Consider the following 15,560-nt stretch of genomic DNA (forward strand, 5'->3'; position numbering starts at 1 on the left):
AGGACGATCCCGGCATCATGGCGACTTCGGGCGGATGGTCCAGCGTTCCTGGATCAACCCGCGCAGGTAGTCGGAGAGGCTGGCCGGCAGCTTGCCCGGCTGGTAGAAGAAGTCAAACATCGTGGCCAGCAGCGGTGCCGGAATGACGCCGTAGACGTTGACGTTGAATCCGGGCCCGGACCCGACCACCTCGCCGAGCTCGGTGGCGTACGTGGGCAACCGCTTGAGGGCCTCGGTGATGTAGTCGCGGCGCTCGTTGAGGTTGCTCAGCACGTCGTTGAGCTTGCTCAGGGCGGGGCCGAACTCCTTGCGGTTGTCGGCGACGAAGCCGGAAATCTGGACCGAGACGTCGTTGATGCCCGAGATCAATTGCCCCAGGGCGGCGCGGCGCTCGTCGAGCGCGGCGAACAACTCGTTGCCGTCGTCGACCAATTTGTTGACCTGATTGGCCCGGTCGGACAACACCGCTGTCACCGACTTCGCATGTGCAAGCAGGCTTTGCAGCGCCTCGTCTCGGCGATTCAGGGTGCGGGACAACGAGGTCACCCCGTCCAGCGCGCCGCGCAGTTCCGGGGTGGCGCCGTGCAGCGTGTCGGTGAGAACGTTCAACGCCTGTTCGAACTGCGGCTTGTTCAGGTTGTTGGCATTTTGACCCAGATCCTCGAGGGCACCGGCCAGCGTGTACGGCGTCGTCGTGCGGCTCAGCGGAATCGTGGTGGCCTTGCCGTGACCGGCAGGAGTCACCGCAATGGAGCGCTCACCCAGGATGGTGTCGGTGCGGATCGCGGCCAGTGACTGGTCACCGACCGCGACGTGGCGATCGACGGAGAACGTCACCTTCGCACTGTCGCCGGCCAGACCGACCGCCTGCACCTTGCCCACCTTGAAGCCCGACACGTACACGGAGTTGCCGGGCGAGATACCGCCGGCGTCACTGAAATAGGCGTCGTAGACCCGGCCCTGCGGCCAGAATGGCAAGTTGGAGTAACCGAACGCGAGCAACACCACGCACAGGACCAGCACCACGCCGAAGACCCCGGTGCGCAACGGATCACGTTCACGCTTGTCATTGCTTGACAAATGCGCACCTTCCTTGACTGGGATCCACCTGGCCACCCAGGGGCAGGCGGATGTCGCTACCGGCCGGTCCGTTGATTTTGATCGTCACGGAGCAGAAGTAGATGTTGAAGAACGAGCCATAGGCACCGAGTGCGGCCAGGCGCAGATAGTCCTCGCCCAGTTGCTCGACGTCGTTGTCGACCTCGGCCTTGCGGTTGTCGATCTCGGTGGCCAACGGCCGGGTGTTTTCCAGGATGCCTTGCAGCGGCCGACGTGAATTCTTCAGCAGCTCAGTGAGATCCGTCGTCGTCGACGCGAGCGGCGGAATGGCTCCGGCGATCGAGTCCTTGTTCTTGGCCAGCCCACTGATCAATTGCTGCAGCTGGTCGACGCTGGTCGAGAATTGCGCGCTCTTTTGATCGATGGTGCCCAGCACCTGGTTCAGATTGGTGATCGTGTCGCCGATGAGTTGGTCGCGCTGGCCCAGCGCCGTCGAGAAAGCACTGGTGTCGGCCAGCACGTTCGACAACGCCCCGCCCTGGCCCTGCAACAACTCGATGACGGCGCCGCTGATCGTGTTGACCTTGTCGGCGTCCAAACCCTTGAGCAGCGGCCGCAGTCCACCCAGCAGCGCATCCAAATCCAGTGCGGGCTGGGTGTGTTGGGCGTTGATCGTGCCGCCCGGCGCCAGCTTGCGCAGCTCCCCCGGACCCGACGTGATCTCGAGGAAACGGTCACCGACCAGGTTTTCGTAGCGGATCACCGCGCGCGTGGACGAGTACAGCGTGTAGCGGCTGTCGATGCCGAATGCCACGTCGACGGTGTTGTCCGGGTTGAGTTTGACGCCGTTCACCGAACCGACGGGTACACCGGAAATGCGAACCTTTTGGCCGGCCTTCAGTCGAGACGCGTCGATAAACGTTGCGTGATAGCTGCTTTCGTTGCCGAACCGGAAGTCGCCGAAGACCACCACCAAACCCGCGGCGACCAGCAGCATCGCTACCGTGAAAATGCTGACCTTGATCACCATCGACCGGTGCGATGGCATTTCCGACCCCGCCATCAGAAGTCGTCCCGTTCGGCGAACGAGCCGTGGAACAAGAACTGCAGCGTCGAGGGCGCGTCGAACTGCAGTTCGGTGAACGGCTCGTACGGGATGTTGGCGTTATCGGTGACCAGGAACGGCGCCCGATACCACGATCCGCCGTTCTGCTTGTTCGGAATGTCAGGCAGCCCACGGCAGTTGGGTCCGCCCGAAGCGTTGACGATCGGCAGGGACTCCGGGTACGTGTAGGCCGGCGCGCCCAGGACGAAGCTCGACGAGGTGAACAGGCCCGCCTTGCGGACACCCAGAATTGGGCCGAACTCCTTGAGCCCCCGATCGATACCCGCGAACAGGCAACCGAATTCGGGCGAGTAGTCCGAGGCCACCTTGAGTGGGGCCCGCAGCCTGTTGATCGTGTCGATCAGGTCCTTCTCGGCCGGCTGCAACGTCTCGTAAGCGTTGTTGGACAGGCCGATCGTGGCCAGCAGGGTGTCGTTGAGATTCTTCTGCTGGTCGACGACGGTCCTGTTGATGGTGGGCAGGTTGTCGAAGATCGTGTTCAGGTCCGGGGCGGCGTCGGCGTACACACCTGTGACGATCGCGGCCTTGCGGAAGTCCTCCTGCAGCGCGGGCAACTTCGGATTCGTTTGCTGTGCCAGGGTATTCACGCCCGAGAGCAGCGCACCCAAGTCGTCACCATGACCGCGCAAACCTTCGGCGAAAGCGCTGAGCGTCCCGTTCAATTCAATCGGGTCGACCTTGTGCAGCAGATCCATCAGCGACTGAAACAGCGTGTTGACTTCCAGTTGCACCGCGGAGGCCTCGACGTGTGCGTTGGGACGCAGCGATGTCGGCGAAGGAGCCTGGGGCGGCACGAATTCCACCGACTTGGCGCCGAAGATCGTATTACCCGCGATATGCACCGGCGCGTTGGAGGGGATGAAATGCAGGTCGTCGCTGTTGATCGCCAGCGTCAGGCGTGCCTGCTCACCCCCGTAGCTGATGTCGGTGACCTTGCCGATCTGGATGCCGCGGTACTTGACCTTGGCGCCCTTGTCCATCACCAGACCAGCACGTGGCGCCGCGACGGTGACCGTGTCGACGGAGGCGAAAGCCGCTGTGTACGAGAGGTACGTCAGCACCGAAAACGCCACCAACAAACTGGCCAGCAGCGCCGCTGCCAGCCGAACATGTGTGCGTCGCGATCCGGTATCCGACATGTGTTTAAGCGGTCCCCTTACCCCGAGAGGTTGAAGTTACCGGACGCGCCGTACACAGCCAGCGAGATGAACAAAGTAATGACGACAACGACGATCAGCGAGGTCCGCACCGCCTGACCGACCGCGATGCCCACTCCCACCGGCCCGCCACTGGCGTTGTAGCCGTAATAGGTATGGACCAGCATCACCGCAATGGACATCACGATGGCCTGCAGGAACGACCAAAGGAGGTCCGAGGGGATGAGGAATGTATTGAAGTAGTGGTCGTAGAGACCCGCCGACTGCCCGTTGATGAAAACCGTGGTGAACCGGGCGGCGAAAAACGCGGCGAGCACCGAGAGCGAATACAGCGGCACGATCGCGACCAGGCCGGCGATCAGTCGCGTCGACACCAGGTAGGACACCGAGTGCACCGCCATGCATTCGACGGCGTCGATCTCCTCCGAGACCCGCATCGCGCCCAGTTGGGCGGTGGCACCGGCACCAATCGTGGCGGCCAGCGCGATGCCGGCAATGACCGGTGCGACCACGCGCACGTTCAGGAACGCCGAGAGGAAGCCGGTCAATGCCTCGATACCGATGTTGCCCAGCGACGAGTAACCCTGGACGGCGATGACCCCTCCGGAGGCCAGCGTCAGGAACGCCGCGACGCCGACCGTGCCGCCGATCATCACCAGCGCGCCGGCCCCCAGGGTCATCTCCGCGACCAGCCGGATCGTCTCCTTGCGGTACCGGGTCAGCGCGTTGGGGACGTAGCGCACGGTTTGGCCGTAGAAGAGCGCCTGCTCGCCGAAGTCGTCGACCGGCCCCTGCAGCCGGGAGAACACGCGGCGGAACCGGTAAGTGACGTCGTAACTCATCGCGTGATCACTCGCCTCGTCATTTGGTCGAGAACCGCACGCCGATGGCCGTCATCACGACGTTGATGACGAACAGACAGATGAACGCGTAGACGACGGTTTCGTTGACCGCGTTGCCGACGCCCTTCGGCCCACCCTTGACGGTGAGGCCGCGGTAGCAGCCGACCAGACCGGCCATCACACCGAACAGCAGCGCCTTGACTTCGGCGAGCACCAACTCGCGCAGACCGGTCAACACGGTCAACCCGTTGATGAACGCGCCTGGATTCACCCCCTGGAGAAACACGGAGAAAACGTACCCACCGGACAAGCCGATCGCGCACACCAAACCGTTGAGCAACAGTGCGACAACGGTAGAGGCCAGAACGCGGGGCACCACCAGCCGGTGGATCGGGTCGATGCCGAGCACCCGCATCGCGTCGATTTCTTCGCGGATGGTGCGGGCACCGAGGTCGGCACAGATCGCGGTGGCGCCCGCCCCGGCGACAACGAGCACGGTCACCACCGGGCCCAACTGGGTGATGGTGCCGAACGCCGTTCCGGCGCCGGACAAATCGGCCGCGCCGATCTCGCGAAGCAGGATATTGAGGGTGAATGCGACCAGGACCGTGAACGGGATCGAGACCAACAGAGTCGGGACCAACGACACCCGCGCGATCATCCACGTCTGATCCAGAAACTCGCGGCCTTGAAACGGTCGTCGGAAAGAGGCACGGGCCGTATCGATCATCATCTCGAAAAACCCGCCGACAGCACGGGCGGGAACCGCAAGCTGTTCGATCAACCCGGTAGCCCCCCTTTGCTGCTCACGGCGAAGCCTGTGCTTCGCCTTTGCGTTGTCTTTACTCGCAGCCGGCTCCGTGTGAGCCGGATCATATTAACTCAGAGAAAGTTCACGGTGTCAATGAACAGGTTATCTCTGTCTAAACCGCTAATTTGTCCTGGTCAGCGGCCTTAAGTCAGTGCCAATCTGACACACGTTCTACTAGCTGATTTCGCCCGGAGAAACAGCTTCGCGTCGCTATTGTTCCATTAATGCGGTCGCGGCAAAGTTACGTTCTGGATCCCGACCAGCAAAGTAGTCGCGCAAAGTGCTGCTGAGGTCGTCCGAGTCCCACGCGGCGCCGTCCGCGATGAATCGGTGCTCCGCCGTCGGAGCTGAGACCAATGTCACTTGAGGTCCGTAAACGATGAACACCTGACCGTTAACCTCGGCGGCCGCGGGAGACGCTAGGAACTGCACCAGGTTCACCACGTGATCGGGCGACAGCGGGTCGACGCCGCCGTCCTCTATATCCGGTGCGCTGCCGAACACGTCCGCCGTCATCGCGGTGCGCGCGCGTGGGCAGATCGCGTTGGCACACACCCCGTAACGGCCCAGCGCCCGGGCCGCGGTCAGGGTGAGCGAGATGATGCCGGCCTTGGCGGCGCCGTAGTTAGCCTGCCCGACCGGACCCACCAGTCCGGCCTCGGAGGCGGTGTTGACGATCCGGCCGAAGATCGATCCGCCGGCGTCCTTGGCCCGGCTGCGCCAGTAGGTCGCGGCGTTGCGGGTGAGCAGGAAGTGCCCACGCAGGTGCACCGCGATGACCTGGTCCCATTCCTCGTCGGACATGTTGAACAGCATCCGGTCGCGGGTGATGCCGGCATTGTTGACCACGATGTCGAGTCCGCCCAGGCCGTCGGCGCACGACACCAGCTCGTCGGCCGTCGAGCGCTGGCTGATGTCACCGGTCACCGCGACGGCCTTGGAACCGGCGGCGCCGATCTCGTCGATCACGTCCGAGGCATCCAGGGCGGCGGCGATGTCGTTGACGACGACGGTGGCGCCGAGGCGGGCCAGACCAAGCGCTTCGGCGCGCCCGAGTCCCGCGGCCGCACCGGTCACCACCGCGACCTTCCCGGATAGATCGGTCGCGTTCGTGCTGCTAGTCAATTTATGAATACCTCTAGTTTCGGGGTCTCTCGCCGCTAGTCTTCGCGCAGCAACGCCGCGCGCGGGCACTCGGCGATCGCCTGCTCGGCGAGATTTTCTTGGTCGGACGGAATCGGATCGAGCTTTACGACGGCGTAGTCCTCATCATCGAGGTCGAAGACATCTGGTGCGATTCCCAAGCACACCGCGTTGCCCTCGCACCGGTCACGATCCACGATCACCCGCACGGCATCCTCCTTGAAGCTGGCCCGGATCTCGTCCTGTGTCCCATCAGAATGTAGCTCCACCATAGGGCTCACGTGCGTCTGAGGAAACGGTCGCTGGATTCCCAGACTAGAACGTGTTACAACCGGGAAGACGAACGGGTCGCCGTTGGTCAAATAGCCGCTTGTCACGTTCAACCAAAAGGACGGCTGGAATGCGCATCAGTTACACCCCTGAACAGGAGGAGCTGCGTCGCGAGCTGCGGTCGTACTTCACCGCGCTCATGACGCCGGAACGCCGCGAGGCGCTGCACTCGACCCAGGGCGAGGTCGGAACGGGCAACGCGTATCGCGACACCGTTGCGCAGATGGGCAAGGATGGGTGGCTCACCCTGAACTGGCCCAAGGAGTACGGCGGCCAGGACCGGTCCCCGATGGACTCGCTGATCTTCACCGACGAAGCCGCGATCGCCGGCGTGCCGGTGCCGTTCCTGACGATCAACAGCGTGGCACCCACGATCATGGCGTTCGGCACCGAAGAGCAGAAGAAATTCTTCCTGCCCAAGATCGCCGCCGGAGAACTGCACTTCTCGATCGGTTACTCCGAGCCCGGCGCCGGCACCGACCTGGCGAACCTGCGCACCACGGCGGTCCGCGACGGCGACGACTACGTGATCAACGGCCAAAAGATGTGGACCAGCCTGATCGCCTACGCCGACTGGGTCTGGCTGGCGGTGCGCACCAACCCCGAAGCCAAGAAGCACCGCGGCATTTCGATGCTGGCGGTGCCGACGACCGCCGAGGGCTTCTCCTGGACTCCCGTGCACACGATGGCCGGGGTGGACACCAGCGCCACCTATTACTCGGACGTGCGCGTCCCGGTGACCAACCTGATCGGCGAGGAGAACGGCGGCTGGAAGCTGGTGACCAACCAGCTCAACCACGAGCGAGTCGCCCTGGTCTCGCCGCAACCGATCTTCCTGGCCCTGCGCGAGGTTCGCGAATGGGCGCAAAACACCAAGGACGACGGCGGGGCCAGGCTGATCGACTCCGAGTGGGTCCAGCTGAACCTGGCGCGAGTGCACGCCAAGGCCGAGGTGCTCAAGTTGATCAACTGGGAACTGGCCTCTGAAGCAGGGGGGGCGCAGGGGCACGACCTGGGCCCCGCGGACGCGTCGGCGGCGAAGGTGTACGGCACCGAGCTGGCCACCGAGGCCTACCGGCTGCTGATGGAGGTGCTGGGCACCGCGGCGACGGTGCGCCAGGACTCGCCGGGTGCGCTGTTGCGCGGCCGGGTCGAGCGGATGCACCGCGCATGCCTGATCCTCACCTTCGGCGGCGGCACCAACGAGGTGCAGCGCGACATCATCGGCATGGTCGCCCTCGGGCTGCCTCGAAACCGCTAAGCATCGACAAGGACGGCATCGGAATGGATTTCACGACAACCGAAGCGGCGACTGACCTCGGCGGCCTGGTCGACACGATCGTGGACTCGGTGTGCACACCGGAGCATCAGCGCGAGCTCGACGGGCTCGATCAACGGTTCGACCGCGGCCTGTGGCAGAAGCTGATCGAGGCCGACATTCTCACCAGTGCGTCGGCGTCGGCGCTGGGCGGCGACGGTTTCGGTGCGCTCGAACAGGTCGCGATCCTGGTTGCGCTCGGTCGCCAGTTGGCCGCCGTGCCGTACCTGGAATCGGTGATGCTGGGCGCCGGAGTGCTGGCACGCTTCGGCTCCGAGGATCTGCAGCAGACCTGGGGAGTACCCGCCGTCAAGGGAGAGAAGATCCTGACGCCCGCCCTGGACGGCGAGATGGGTGAGGGCCCCGTGCGGGCCACCCGCGCCGGTGACGGTTACCAGCTGACCGGGACGCGCACCCAGGTCTTCTTCGGCCCCGTTGCGGATGCCTTCCTTGTTCCGGCCGAAACCGATTCCGGCACAGCCGTTTTCCTGGTCAGCGCCGAAGACGAGGGCGTCAAGGTGACCACGCTGGCGACCACCGGGAAGAACAGTGTCGGGCATCTCGCGCTGGACGGCGTAGCGGTGGACGAGGCCCGCAAGGTCGGCGGAAGCGAAGTCGTCGCCTGGCTCGGCACGCTGGGGACCCTGGGCCGCAGCGCCTATCAGCTCGGGGTGCTCGATCGCGGTTTGCAGATGACGGCCGAATACGCCCGCGAGCGCGAGCAATTCGACCGTCCGATCGGCAGCTTCCAAGCGGTGTCACAACGACTGGCCGACGGTTACATCGACGTCAAGGGGCTGCGGCTGACGCTCACCCAGGCGGCGTGGAAGGTCTCCGAGGACATCCCCGCCGAGATCGACGTGGCCAGCGCCGCGTTCTGGGCCGCCGACGCCGGACACCGCGTCGCGCACACCATCGTGCACGTGCACGGTGGCGTGGGCGTCGACACCGATCACCCCGCACACCGCTACTTCCTGGCCGCCAAAGAGGCGGAGTTCGCGTTGGGCGGTGCCACCGGGCAGCTGCGCCGCATCGGTCGCGAGCTGGCGGAAACTCCTGCCTAGCTTCGTGATTCCGGCCGACCCGACGGTCACCAAGCTGCTGGAGCCGCTGGCTGAGATCGACGACCGGGGGATCTACTTCGAGGAGTCGTTCACCAGCTGGCGCGATCATCTGCGACACGGTGCCGCGATCGCGGCGACGCTGCGCGAGCGGCTCGACCCCAACCGGCCGCCGCACGTCGGCGTACTGCTGGAGAACACGCCGTTCTTCTCGGCGATGTTGACGGCGGCCGGCACGTCGGGGATCGTGCCGGTCGGTCTCAACTCGGTGCGCCGCGGCGAGGCACTGGCCCGCGATATCAGCCGGGCCGACTGCCAGCTGGTCCTCGCCGACTCGAAATCCGCTGCGACACTGGATGACATCGATCACCTGAACGTCGATTCGGCGCAGTGGGTGGCCGAAGTCGACGCACATCGTGATGCCGAGTTGAGTTTCCAGTCAGCGTCGGCCGAAGACCTCTTCATGCTGATCTTCACCTCGGGCACCAGCGGGGAGCCCAAGGCGGTGAAGTGCAGCCATGGCAAGGTCGCGATCGCCGGAACGACAATGACACAACGGTTCGACCTCGGCCGTGTCGACGTCTGCTATGTGTCGATGCCGTTGTTCCATTCCAACGCGGTTCTGGTCGGCTGGGCGGTGGCTGCGGCGTGCCGGGGCTCAATGGCGTTGCGGCGCAAGTTCTCTGCATCGAACTTTATGGTCGACGTCCGCCGCTACGGGGCGACCTACGCCAACTACGTCGGTAAGCCGCTGTCCTATGTGCTGGCCCAGCCGGAGCAACCCGACGACGCGGACAATCCGCTGCGGGTGGTGTACGGCAACGAGGGCGTGCCCACCGACATCGAACGATTCGCACGCAGATTCGGCTGCAAGGTGCAGGACGGGTTCGGCTCGACCGAAGGTGGAGTCGCGATCGCCCGCACACCCGACACGCCGCCGGGCGCCTTGGGACCGCTGACCGAGGGGCTGGACATCGTCGACCCCGAGACCGGCAAGTCCTGCCCGGCCGGAGTCGTCGGCGAGTTGGTGAACACCAGCGGGCCGGGCCGTTTCGAGGGTTACTACAACGACGCTGCCGCCGAGGCCGAGCGAATGGCCGGCGGCATCTATCACAGTGGTGACCTCGCCTATCGCGACGAGGACGGATTCGCGTACTTCGCTGGGCGCCTTGGTGATTGGATGCGGGTCGACGGCGAGAACCTCGGTGCGGCACCGATCGAACGGGTTCTGTCGCGATACCCCGACGCGGCCGAGGTCGCCGTCTATGCGATCCCCGACCCGGTGGTCGGTGACCAGGTGATGGCCGCTTTGGTGATGGCACCGGGCAGCGAGTTCGACGCCGAGAAGTTTCGGGCGTTCCTGGCCGAGCAGCCCGATCTGGGGCCCAAACAATGGCCGTCGTACGTCCGGATCAGCGCGGAGCTGCCGCGGACGGTGACTTTCAAGGTGCTCAAACGCCAGTTGGCGGCCGAAGGTGTCGACTGTCATGATCGGGTATGGCCGATACCCCGATAGCCCTATGACGTCCCGGCCTCTGGAACTCGCGCTGGAAGCGAGTTTTGAACAGCTCTCCGACGCGGTACCGGCCAACATCGGTGTGGCGATCGCGCGTCCGGACCGGACTTATTCACTGGGCAGGTGGTGGTCGGGCGTCGCCTGGTCGACGATCAAAGTGCCGTTGGCGATCGCGGCGTTGCGCAGCGATTGGCTCAACGCCCGCGAGCCGGCGGTCAAGGCCATCACCGAATCCGACAATCGCGCATCCGAACAGTTGTGGTCGCTGCTGGGCGAACCGGTGGACGCGGCCCGCAAGGTACAGGGCGTCGTCGCCGAAGGTGGCGACACCGCGACGGTGGTCGAATCGCGGCGACTTCGACGCGGCTACACCGCATTCGGCCAGACGCAGTGGACGCTGCAGCGGCAGGCGCGATTTGCCGCGGAGTTGCCGTCGGTACCGGGCGCGGCGGATGTGATCGAGCTGATGGCCGACCTCACGCCCGACCACCGATGGGGCCTGGCCGCCAATGGTGCTGCGGCTAAAGGTGGTTGGGGCCCGGGCACCGATGGCGAGTACCTGGTACGGCAATTCGGGATCCTGCCCACGCCTTCGGGGGAATGGGGCGTGGCAGTGGCGGCCGAAGTCCACGATGGCGGATTTGAAACCGGAGTCGAGGTCGTCAACACGTTGACGGACTGGCTCGTCAGCCGGCTTCCCGTGCTGGCCCGTTATTGACGGATGCGGCCCAATCATGGGGCGTCAACCCGTGATCGAAGGCACCACCGCGTCGATCAGATGCGGCCCCGGTTCGGCCAGGGCTTCGCGCAACGCGTCGGCGAACTCCTCGGCGGTGTCCACCCGGCGGGCCGGTACCCCCATGCCCTCGGAGATCTTGACGAAATCCATTGTGGGACGTGATAAATCAAGCAGATCAAGGGCCTTGGGACCGGGGGCAGAACCGGCACCGACGCGCTGCAGCTCAATCCGCAAGATGTCGTAGGCGCTGTTGTCGTACAGCACGGTGGTCACGTTGAGGTTCTCGCGCGCCTGCGTCCACAGCCCGGCGATCGTGTACATCGCCGACCCGTCGGACTCCAGGCACAGCACCGGCCGGTCCGGGGCGGCCACCGCGGCGCCGACCGCGGCGGGGATGCCGTAGCCGATCGCCCCGCCGGTCAGCGTCAGCCAATCGTGCGCCGGCGCCCCGGCAGTGGCCTGCGCCAGCATCAGGCCCGAGGTGTTCGACTCGTCGACGACGATCGCCCGTTCGGGCAGCAGCGCGCCGATCACGTCGGCCGCCGACGCCGAGGTCAACGCGCCGGTCGGCAGCCGCGGGCGCGACGCGGCGGCCAGGGGCGCGACCGTGCCGGGTGCGATCTCGTCGGCCAGCGCGATCAGCGCATCGGCCGCACCGAGGTAGTCGGCGAGCACGTGCACCTCGCAACCCGCCGGTACCAGGTCGCTGGGCATGTTCGGGTAGGCGAAGAACGACACCGGAGATTTGGCACCGGCCAGGATCAGATGCTTGGCGCCGTCCAGTTGGGCCGCGGCGGCCTCGGCGAAATACGCCAACCGCTCGACGGCGGGAACGCCGGCGCCTCGTTCCAGGCGCGTCGGAAACGTCTCGCAAAGCCAGCGAGTCCCGGTTGCCTGCGCGATCCGCGCGGCGGCGGCCAGCCCGGGGCCGCGGGTCGCGTCACCGCCCACCATGATCACCGCCGGTTCCCCCGATCGCAGGACCTGCGCGACCGCGGGCGCCAGCAGCGGGTCCGCACTCGCCGGCCGCGCGGACGGTGCTGCGGCGGGCTGGGCGCCATCCGACCAGGACGCGTCGGCGGGCAGGATCAGCGTGGAGATCTGCGAACGGGACCGACTCGCCGCGATCGCCTCGGCGGCGTCGAGCGCCACATCGGCGGCGGTGGCCGTGCGGCGCGCCCATCCCGAGACACTGCCCGCGAGCGCGTCGATATCGGATTCCAGTGGGGCGTCGAACTTTTTGTGATAGGTGGCGTGGTCTCCGACGACGACCACCATCGGCACATGCGCCCGGCGCGCGTTGTGCAGGTTGGCCAGGCCATTGCCCAAGCCTGGCCCCAGATGCAGCAACACTGCCGCCGGCCGCTCGGCGATGCGGGCATAGCCATCGGCCGCGCCCGTCGCGACGCCCTCGAAAAGGGCCAGCACGCCCCGCATTTGGGGAACGGTGTCCAGTGCGGCCACGAAGTGCATCTCCGAGGTACCGGGATTGGCGAAGCACACGTCCACGCCGCCGTCGACCAGGGTGTTGATCAGAGCCTGCGCACCGTTCACCTGCTTGCCTCCAGTTTGAATATGCGTTCGGCATTGCCGTGCAGAAAGTCGTGGCGGGCCGCGTCGGGAAGCCCCAGCCCGTCGAGCCCGGCCAAGGCGTGCGTGTGCGTGATCATCGGGTAGTTGGTGCCGAACAGGACTTTGCGTTGTCCGGTACCGGTTTTCATGAACCGGATCAGTTCTTCCGGCAGCCGCTCAATGGTGTACGCGGACGTATCGATGTAGACATTCTCATGCTTGCGCGCGACGGCCACCATCTCCTCGGTCCACGGATAGCCGACATGTCCGCACACGATCACCAGCTCGGGAAAATCCAGCGCCACCTGGTCGATGTAGGGAATCGGGCGCCCGGTCTCCGAGGGGCGCAGTGGTCCGGTGTGGCCGACTTGCGTGCAGAACGGCACGCCGACCTCCACGCACTCGGCGAACAGCGGGTAGTAACGGCGATCGGTGGGCGGCGCGTTCCACAGCCAGGGCACCAACCGCAGCCCGGCAAATCCTTCGGCGATCCGGCGCCGTAGCTCACGGACCGCCTGCATCGGGCGATCCAGATCCACGGTCGCCAGACCGGCAAACCGGTTCGGGTGCAACCGAACCCACTCGGCGACCTCGTCGTTGGAGACCAGGTCCTGACCGTGGGGTCCATACCACGCGCTGAGCAGCCCGAAGCCGACGTCGGCCGCGTCCATCGCCGCGACGGTGACGTCGATCGGGATATCGGCGTCCGGCATGGCGCCACCCGTCCAGCGGCGCAAGGACGCCAGCATGTCGCTGCGCAGGAACCGCGCAGTGGGGTGCTGCATCCACACATCGATCGTCATCGCGATTCGACTGTACGGCCCGTACCGGCCACATAGGGCAAGCGGATGGTCAGGCAAGCAGCCTCGATTGGAACCGCTGTAGAACATGTGTGGAACTGCAATAGTGTTCGCAGGCTTCCCGGTGGCTGCCAGGGACGACGGAAACTCGACGAGGGCCGATGAACATTCGTTTGCTCGCGCTAGGCGCGGTCATTCCGCTGCTGTTGATCACCGCTGCCTGCGGTTCACACTCGTCGGGCGCGTCGTCGACCGCCAGCGCCGCCGTCACCATCGCCACCGCCCCACCAACGTCAAACGTGACGCTGTCGGAGACCGGCTCCAAGGACCTCTACCCGCTGCTCGATGCGTGGGTGGCCGCTTATCACTTCAAGTACCTCAACGTCACGATAAATATCAGCCGCGCGCCGGCCGCAGTCGGCATCTCGCAGGCCGCGGCCGGAGCGGTCAACCTCGGCGCCTCCGGCGTCCACCTGTCCGAGGCCGACATGGCGGCCCATCCAGGGCTGATGAACATTGCGCTGGCCGTTTCCGCCGTGTACGTCCACTACAACCTGCCCGGCGTCACCGACCACCTGAAGCTGAACGGCAAAGTGCTGGCGGCCATGTACCAGGGCACCATCAGAACCTGGAATGACCCGCAAATCGCGGTCCTGAACCCGGGGGTGAGTTTGCCGGCGATTCGCGTGGTTCCACTGCACCGTTCGGATCCGGGGACCAGCGACACCTTCCTGTTCACCGAGTACCTGTCCAAGCAAGACCCCGACGGCTGGGGCAAGTCCACCGGTTTCGGCACCGCCGTCGACTTTCCCGCGGTCCCGGGCGCGCTCGGTGAGACCGGTGCTCCCGGCATGGCGGGCATGGTGACCGGCTGCGCCGAAAATCCGGGCTGCATCGCCTACCTCGCCAGCAGCTACCACGAGCAGGCCAGTCAGAGGGGACTGGGCGAAGCCCAACTGGCCAACGCAGCGGGGAATTACGTGCCGCCCGCGCCTGAAAGTATTCAGGCGGCAGCGACCGGCTCCGCCTCGCAAGTTCCCGCCAACCAGGTGATCTCACTGGTCAACGGGCCCGCCCCGGACGGTTACCCGATCGCCAACTACGAGTACGCGATCGTCTACGCCAAACAGAAGGACCCTGCGGTGGCACAGACCGTGCAGGCCTTCCTGCACTGGGTAATCACCGACGGCAACAAACCCAACTTCCTGGACTCGGTGCACATTTACCTTCGGCCACTGCCGGATTCGGTCCAGAAACTGTCCGAGGCCCAGACCGCGAAGATCGCCAGCTAGCGCACGTCCTCTCAGACTTGTAACGCGGCGCGGGCACAAGCGTGGGTGCGCTGGGCGTACCCGCCCCCGAACAACACGACATGAGCCAGCAGCGGGTAAAGCTGATGCAGGCCGGCGCGCTCGCGCCAACCCGGTTGCAGCGGTCGCACCTGCTGATACCCCGCGATGACGGCGTCGTAGTGCGGACAGCCGAATAGCGCGAGCATCGCCAGGTCGCTCTCGCGGTGCCCGGCGTGCGCGGCCGGGTCGATCAGGACCACGCCCCCTGGAGTCCACATCACGTTGCCGCCCCACAGGTCGCCGTGCAGGCGGGCAGGCCGGTCGTCGTCGTCGTCGAAATCGGTTGCCCGGCAACGTCGTATCACGGCCTCGATCGCGGCCCGGGTCGACGCGTCGAGGCCGCGCGCGGCGAGCTCGAGCATCGGAGCCAACCGCTCTTCGGCGTAGAAGTCGCCCCAGCTTTGATGGCGGCGCAGCGACATCGGCAATGGCCGCGACGGGGGCCTTACAGGCCCGAAGAAGCCCGGCCCGTCCCAACCGTCGGGACCGGCGCCGAACGCCGGAGCACCCGCGTCGTGCGTGACGGCCAATCGGCTGCCGAAGGTATGCGCCGCCACCGGATCGGGGCGCACCGATTCGAGGCGCCGCAGGGTCAGGCTCGTCGCGTCAACCGACACGATCGGCGCGCAGGGCACACCGCCGTCGACCGCCGCAAGCCATCGCAGTCCCGCGGCTTCCCAGGCGAAGTACCCCGAAGGTGCGCCGGCGTGCTGTTTGACGAAGTCGGTCAGGGC

General features: G+C 65.8%; 15 protein-coding genes. 5 read left to right on the forward strand and 10 right to left on the reverse strand.

Annotation, left to right across the window (positions count from 1 at the left end; translation table 11 throughout):
* Window positions 1-15 precede the first annotated feature (15 nt).
* The 7 genes from MAAFP003_RS24585 to MAAFP003_RS24615 all read right to left on the reverse strand — a co-directional run bounded on the left by MAAFP003_RS24585 (window position 16) and on the right by MAAFP003_RS24615 (window position 6,347).
* Window positions 16-1,080: a virulence factor Mce family protein gene (locus MAAFP003_RS24585; RefSeq protein WP_096290253.1), complete on the reverse strand. Its 1,065-nt coding sequence runs from the start codon at window positions 1,078-1,080 to the stop codon at window positions 16-18.
* A complete protein-coding gene (locus MAAFP003_RS24590) occupies window positions 1,067-2,122 on the reverse strand; it encodes an MCE family protein (protein WP_096290254.1) in 1,056 nt (351 codons plus the stop codon). The genes MAAFP003_RS24585 and MAAFP003_RS24590 overlap by 14 nt, the downstream gene beginning before the upstream one ends.
* Window positions 2,122-3,324, reverse strand: coding sequence for an MCE family protein (locus MAAFP003_RS24595; protein WP_096290255.1), 1,203 nt, complete (start codon window positions 3,322-3,324; stop codon window positions 2,122-2,124). The genes MAAFP003_RS24590 and MAAFP003_RS24595 overlap by 1 nt, the downstream gene beginning before the upstream one ends.
* A gap of 17 nt (window positions 3,325-3,341) precedes the next feature.
* Window positions 3,342-4,184: an MlaE family ABC transporter permease gene (locus MAAFP003_RS24600; protein WP_096290256.1), complete on the reverse strand. Its 843-nt coding sequence runs from the start codon at window positions 4,182-4,184 to the stop codon at window positions 3,342-3,344.
* Window positions 4,185-4,203: 19 nt separating this feature from the next.
* Window positions 4,204-4,968, reverse strand: a complete 765-nt coding sequence (locus MAAFP003_RS24605; protein WP_036471724.1) for an MlaE family ABC transporter permease — start codon at window positions 4,966-4,968, stop codon at window positions 4,204-4,206.
* A gap of 237 nt (window positions 4,969-5,205) precedes the next feature.
* A complete protein-coding gene (locus MAAFP003_RS24610; protein WP_096290257.1) occupies window positions 5,206-6,120 on the reverse strand; it encodes a 3-oxoacyl-ACP reductase in 915 nt (304 codons plus the stop codon).
* A gap of 35 nt (window positions 6,121-6,155) precedes the next feature.
* Window positions 6,156-6,347, reverse strand: coding sequence for a ferredoxin (locus MAAFP003_RS24615; protein WP_096291388.1), 192 nt, complete (start codon window positions 6,345-6,347; stop codon window positions 6,156-6,158).
* A 191-nt stretch (window positions 6,348-6,538) separates the two neighbouring features.
* On the opposite strand from MAAFP003_RS24615, the gene MAAFP003_RS24620 reads away from it, so the two are divergent.
* The 4 genes from MAAFP003_RS24620 to MAAFP003_RS24635 are packed head-to-tail and all read left to right on the forward strand — an operon-like array spanning window position 6,539 to window position 11,081.
* Window positions 6,539-7,729 carry an acyl-CoA dehydrogenase gene (locus tag MAAFP003_RS24620; RefSeq protein WP_096290258.1) on the forward strand — a complete coding sequence of 397 codons (1,191 nt, stop codon included), beginning with the start codon at window positions 6,539-6,541 and terminating at the stop codon, window positions 7,727-7,729.
* A 23-nt stretch (window positions 7,730-7,752) separates the two neighbouring features.
* Complete coding sequence (locus tag MAAFP003_RS24625; RefSeq protein WP_096290259.1) at window positions 7,753-8,850, forward strand: acyl-CoA dehydrogenase family protein; 1,098 nt, start codon at window positions 7,753-7,755, stop codon at window positions 8,848-8,850.
* A 4-nt stretch (window positions 8,851-8,854) separates the two neighbouring features.
* Window positions 8,855-10,363, forward strand: a complete 1,509-nt coding sequence (fadD17, locus tag MAAFP003_RS24630) for a long-chain-fatty-acid--CoA ligase FadD17 (protein WP_096290260.1) — start codon at window positions 8,855-8,857, stop codon at window positions 10,361-10,363.
* Between the two features lie 4 nt (window positions 10,364-10,367).
* Window positions 10,368-11,081 carry a serine hydrolase gene (locus MAAFP003_RS24635; RefSeq protein WP_096290261.1) on the forward strand — a complete coding sequence of 238 codons (714 nt, stop codon included), beginning with the start codon at window positions 10,368-10,370 and terminating at the stop codon, window positions 11,079-11,081.
* A gap of 24 nt (window positions 11,082-11,105) precedes the next feature.
* Here MAAFP003_RS24635 and MAAFP003_RS24640 read toward each other — a convergent pair whose 3' ends face one another.
* Together MAAFP003_RS24640 and MAAFP003_RS24645 are read right to left on the reverse strand one after the other, a co-directional pair.
* Window positions 11,106-12,656 (reverse strand): acetolactate synthase large subunit, encoded by a 1,551-nt coding sequence (locus tag MAAFP003_RS24640; protein ID WP_096290262.1) that lies wholly within the window; start codon window positions 12,654-12,656, stop codon window positions 11,106-11,108.
* The gene (locus MAAFP003_RS24645; protein WP_096290263.1) at window positions 12,653-13,477 is read right to left on the reverse strand and encodes an amidohydrolase family protein; all 825 of its coding nucleotides are present in this window, start codon (window positions 13,475-13,477) and stop codon (window positions 12,653-12,655) included. The genes MAAFP003_RS24640 and MAAFP003_RS24645 overlap by 4 nt, the downstream gene beginning before the upstream one ends.
* Window positions 13,478-13,635: 158 nt before the next feature.
* Between MAAFP003_RS24645 and pstS the strand changes: the two genes are divergently transcribed.
* Window positions 13,636-14,766: a phosphate ABC transporter substrate-binding protein PstS gene (gene pstS / locus MAAFP003_RS24650; protein WP_096290264.1), complete on the forward strand. Its 1,131-nt coding sequence runs from the start codon at window positions 13,636-13,638 to the stop codon at window positions 14,764-14,766.
* Window positions 14,767-14,777: 11 nt separating this feature from the next.
* Here the strand turns inward: pstS and MAAFP003_RS24655 are convergent, their stop codons facing one another.
* Window positions 14,778-15,557, reverse strand: coding sequence for a fructosamine kinase family protein (locus MAAFP003_RS24655; RefSeq protein WP_096290265.1), 780 nt, complete (start codon window positions 15,555-15,557; stop codon window positions 14,778-14,780).
* Window positions 15,558-15,560: the final 3 nt, after the last annotated feature.

The sequence above is a fragment of the Mycobacterium ahvazicum genome, from assembly GCF_900176255.2.
GTDB lineage: Bacteria > Actinomycetota > Actinomycetes > Mycobacteriales > Mycobacteriaceae > Mycobacterium > Mycobacterium ahvazicum.

Bases quoted from the DNA above. Each gene is read 5' to 3' on its own strand.
- MAAFP003_RS24620 (WP_096290258.1), top strand. From the start codon at position 6,539: ATGCGCATCAGTTACACCCCTGAACAGGAGGAGCTGCGTCGCGAGCTG.
- MAAFP003_RS24625 (WP_096290259.1), top strand. From the start codon at position 7,753: ATGGATTTCACGACAACCGAAGCGGCGACTGACCTCGGCGGCCTGGTC.
- MAAFP003_RS24635 (WP_096290261.1), top strand. From the start codon at position 10,368: ATGACGTCCCGGCCTCTGGAACTCGCGCTGGAAGCGAGTTTTGAACAG.
- MAAFP003_RS24595 (WP_096290255.1), bottom strand. From the start codon at position 3,324: ATGTCGGATACCGGATCGCGACGCACACATGTTCGGCTGGCAGCGGCG.
- MAAFP003_RS24600 (WP_096290256.1), bottom strand. From the start codon at position 4,184: ATGAGTTACGACGTCACTTACCGGTTCCGCCGCGTGTTCTCCCGGCTG.
- MAAFP003_RS24645 (WP_096290263.1), bottom strand. From the start codon at position 13,477: ATGACGATCGATGTGTGGATGCAGCACCCCACTGCGCGGTTCCTGCGC.
- MAAFP003_RS24590 (WP_096290254.1), bottom strand. From the start codon at position 2,122: ATGGCGGGGTCGGAAATGCCATCGCACCGGTCGATGGTGATCAAGGTC.
- pstS (WP_096290264.1), top strand. From the start codon at position 13,636: ATGAACATTCGTTTGCTCGCGCTAGGCGCGGTCATTCCGCTGCTGTTG.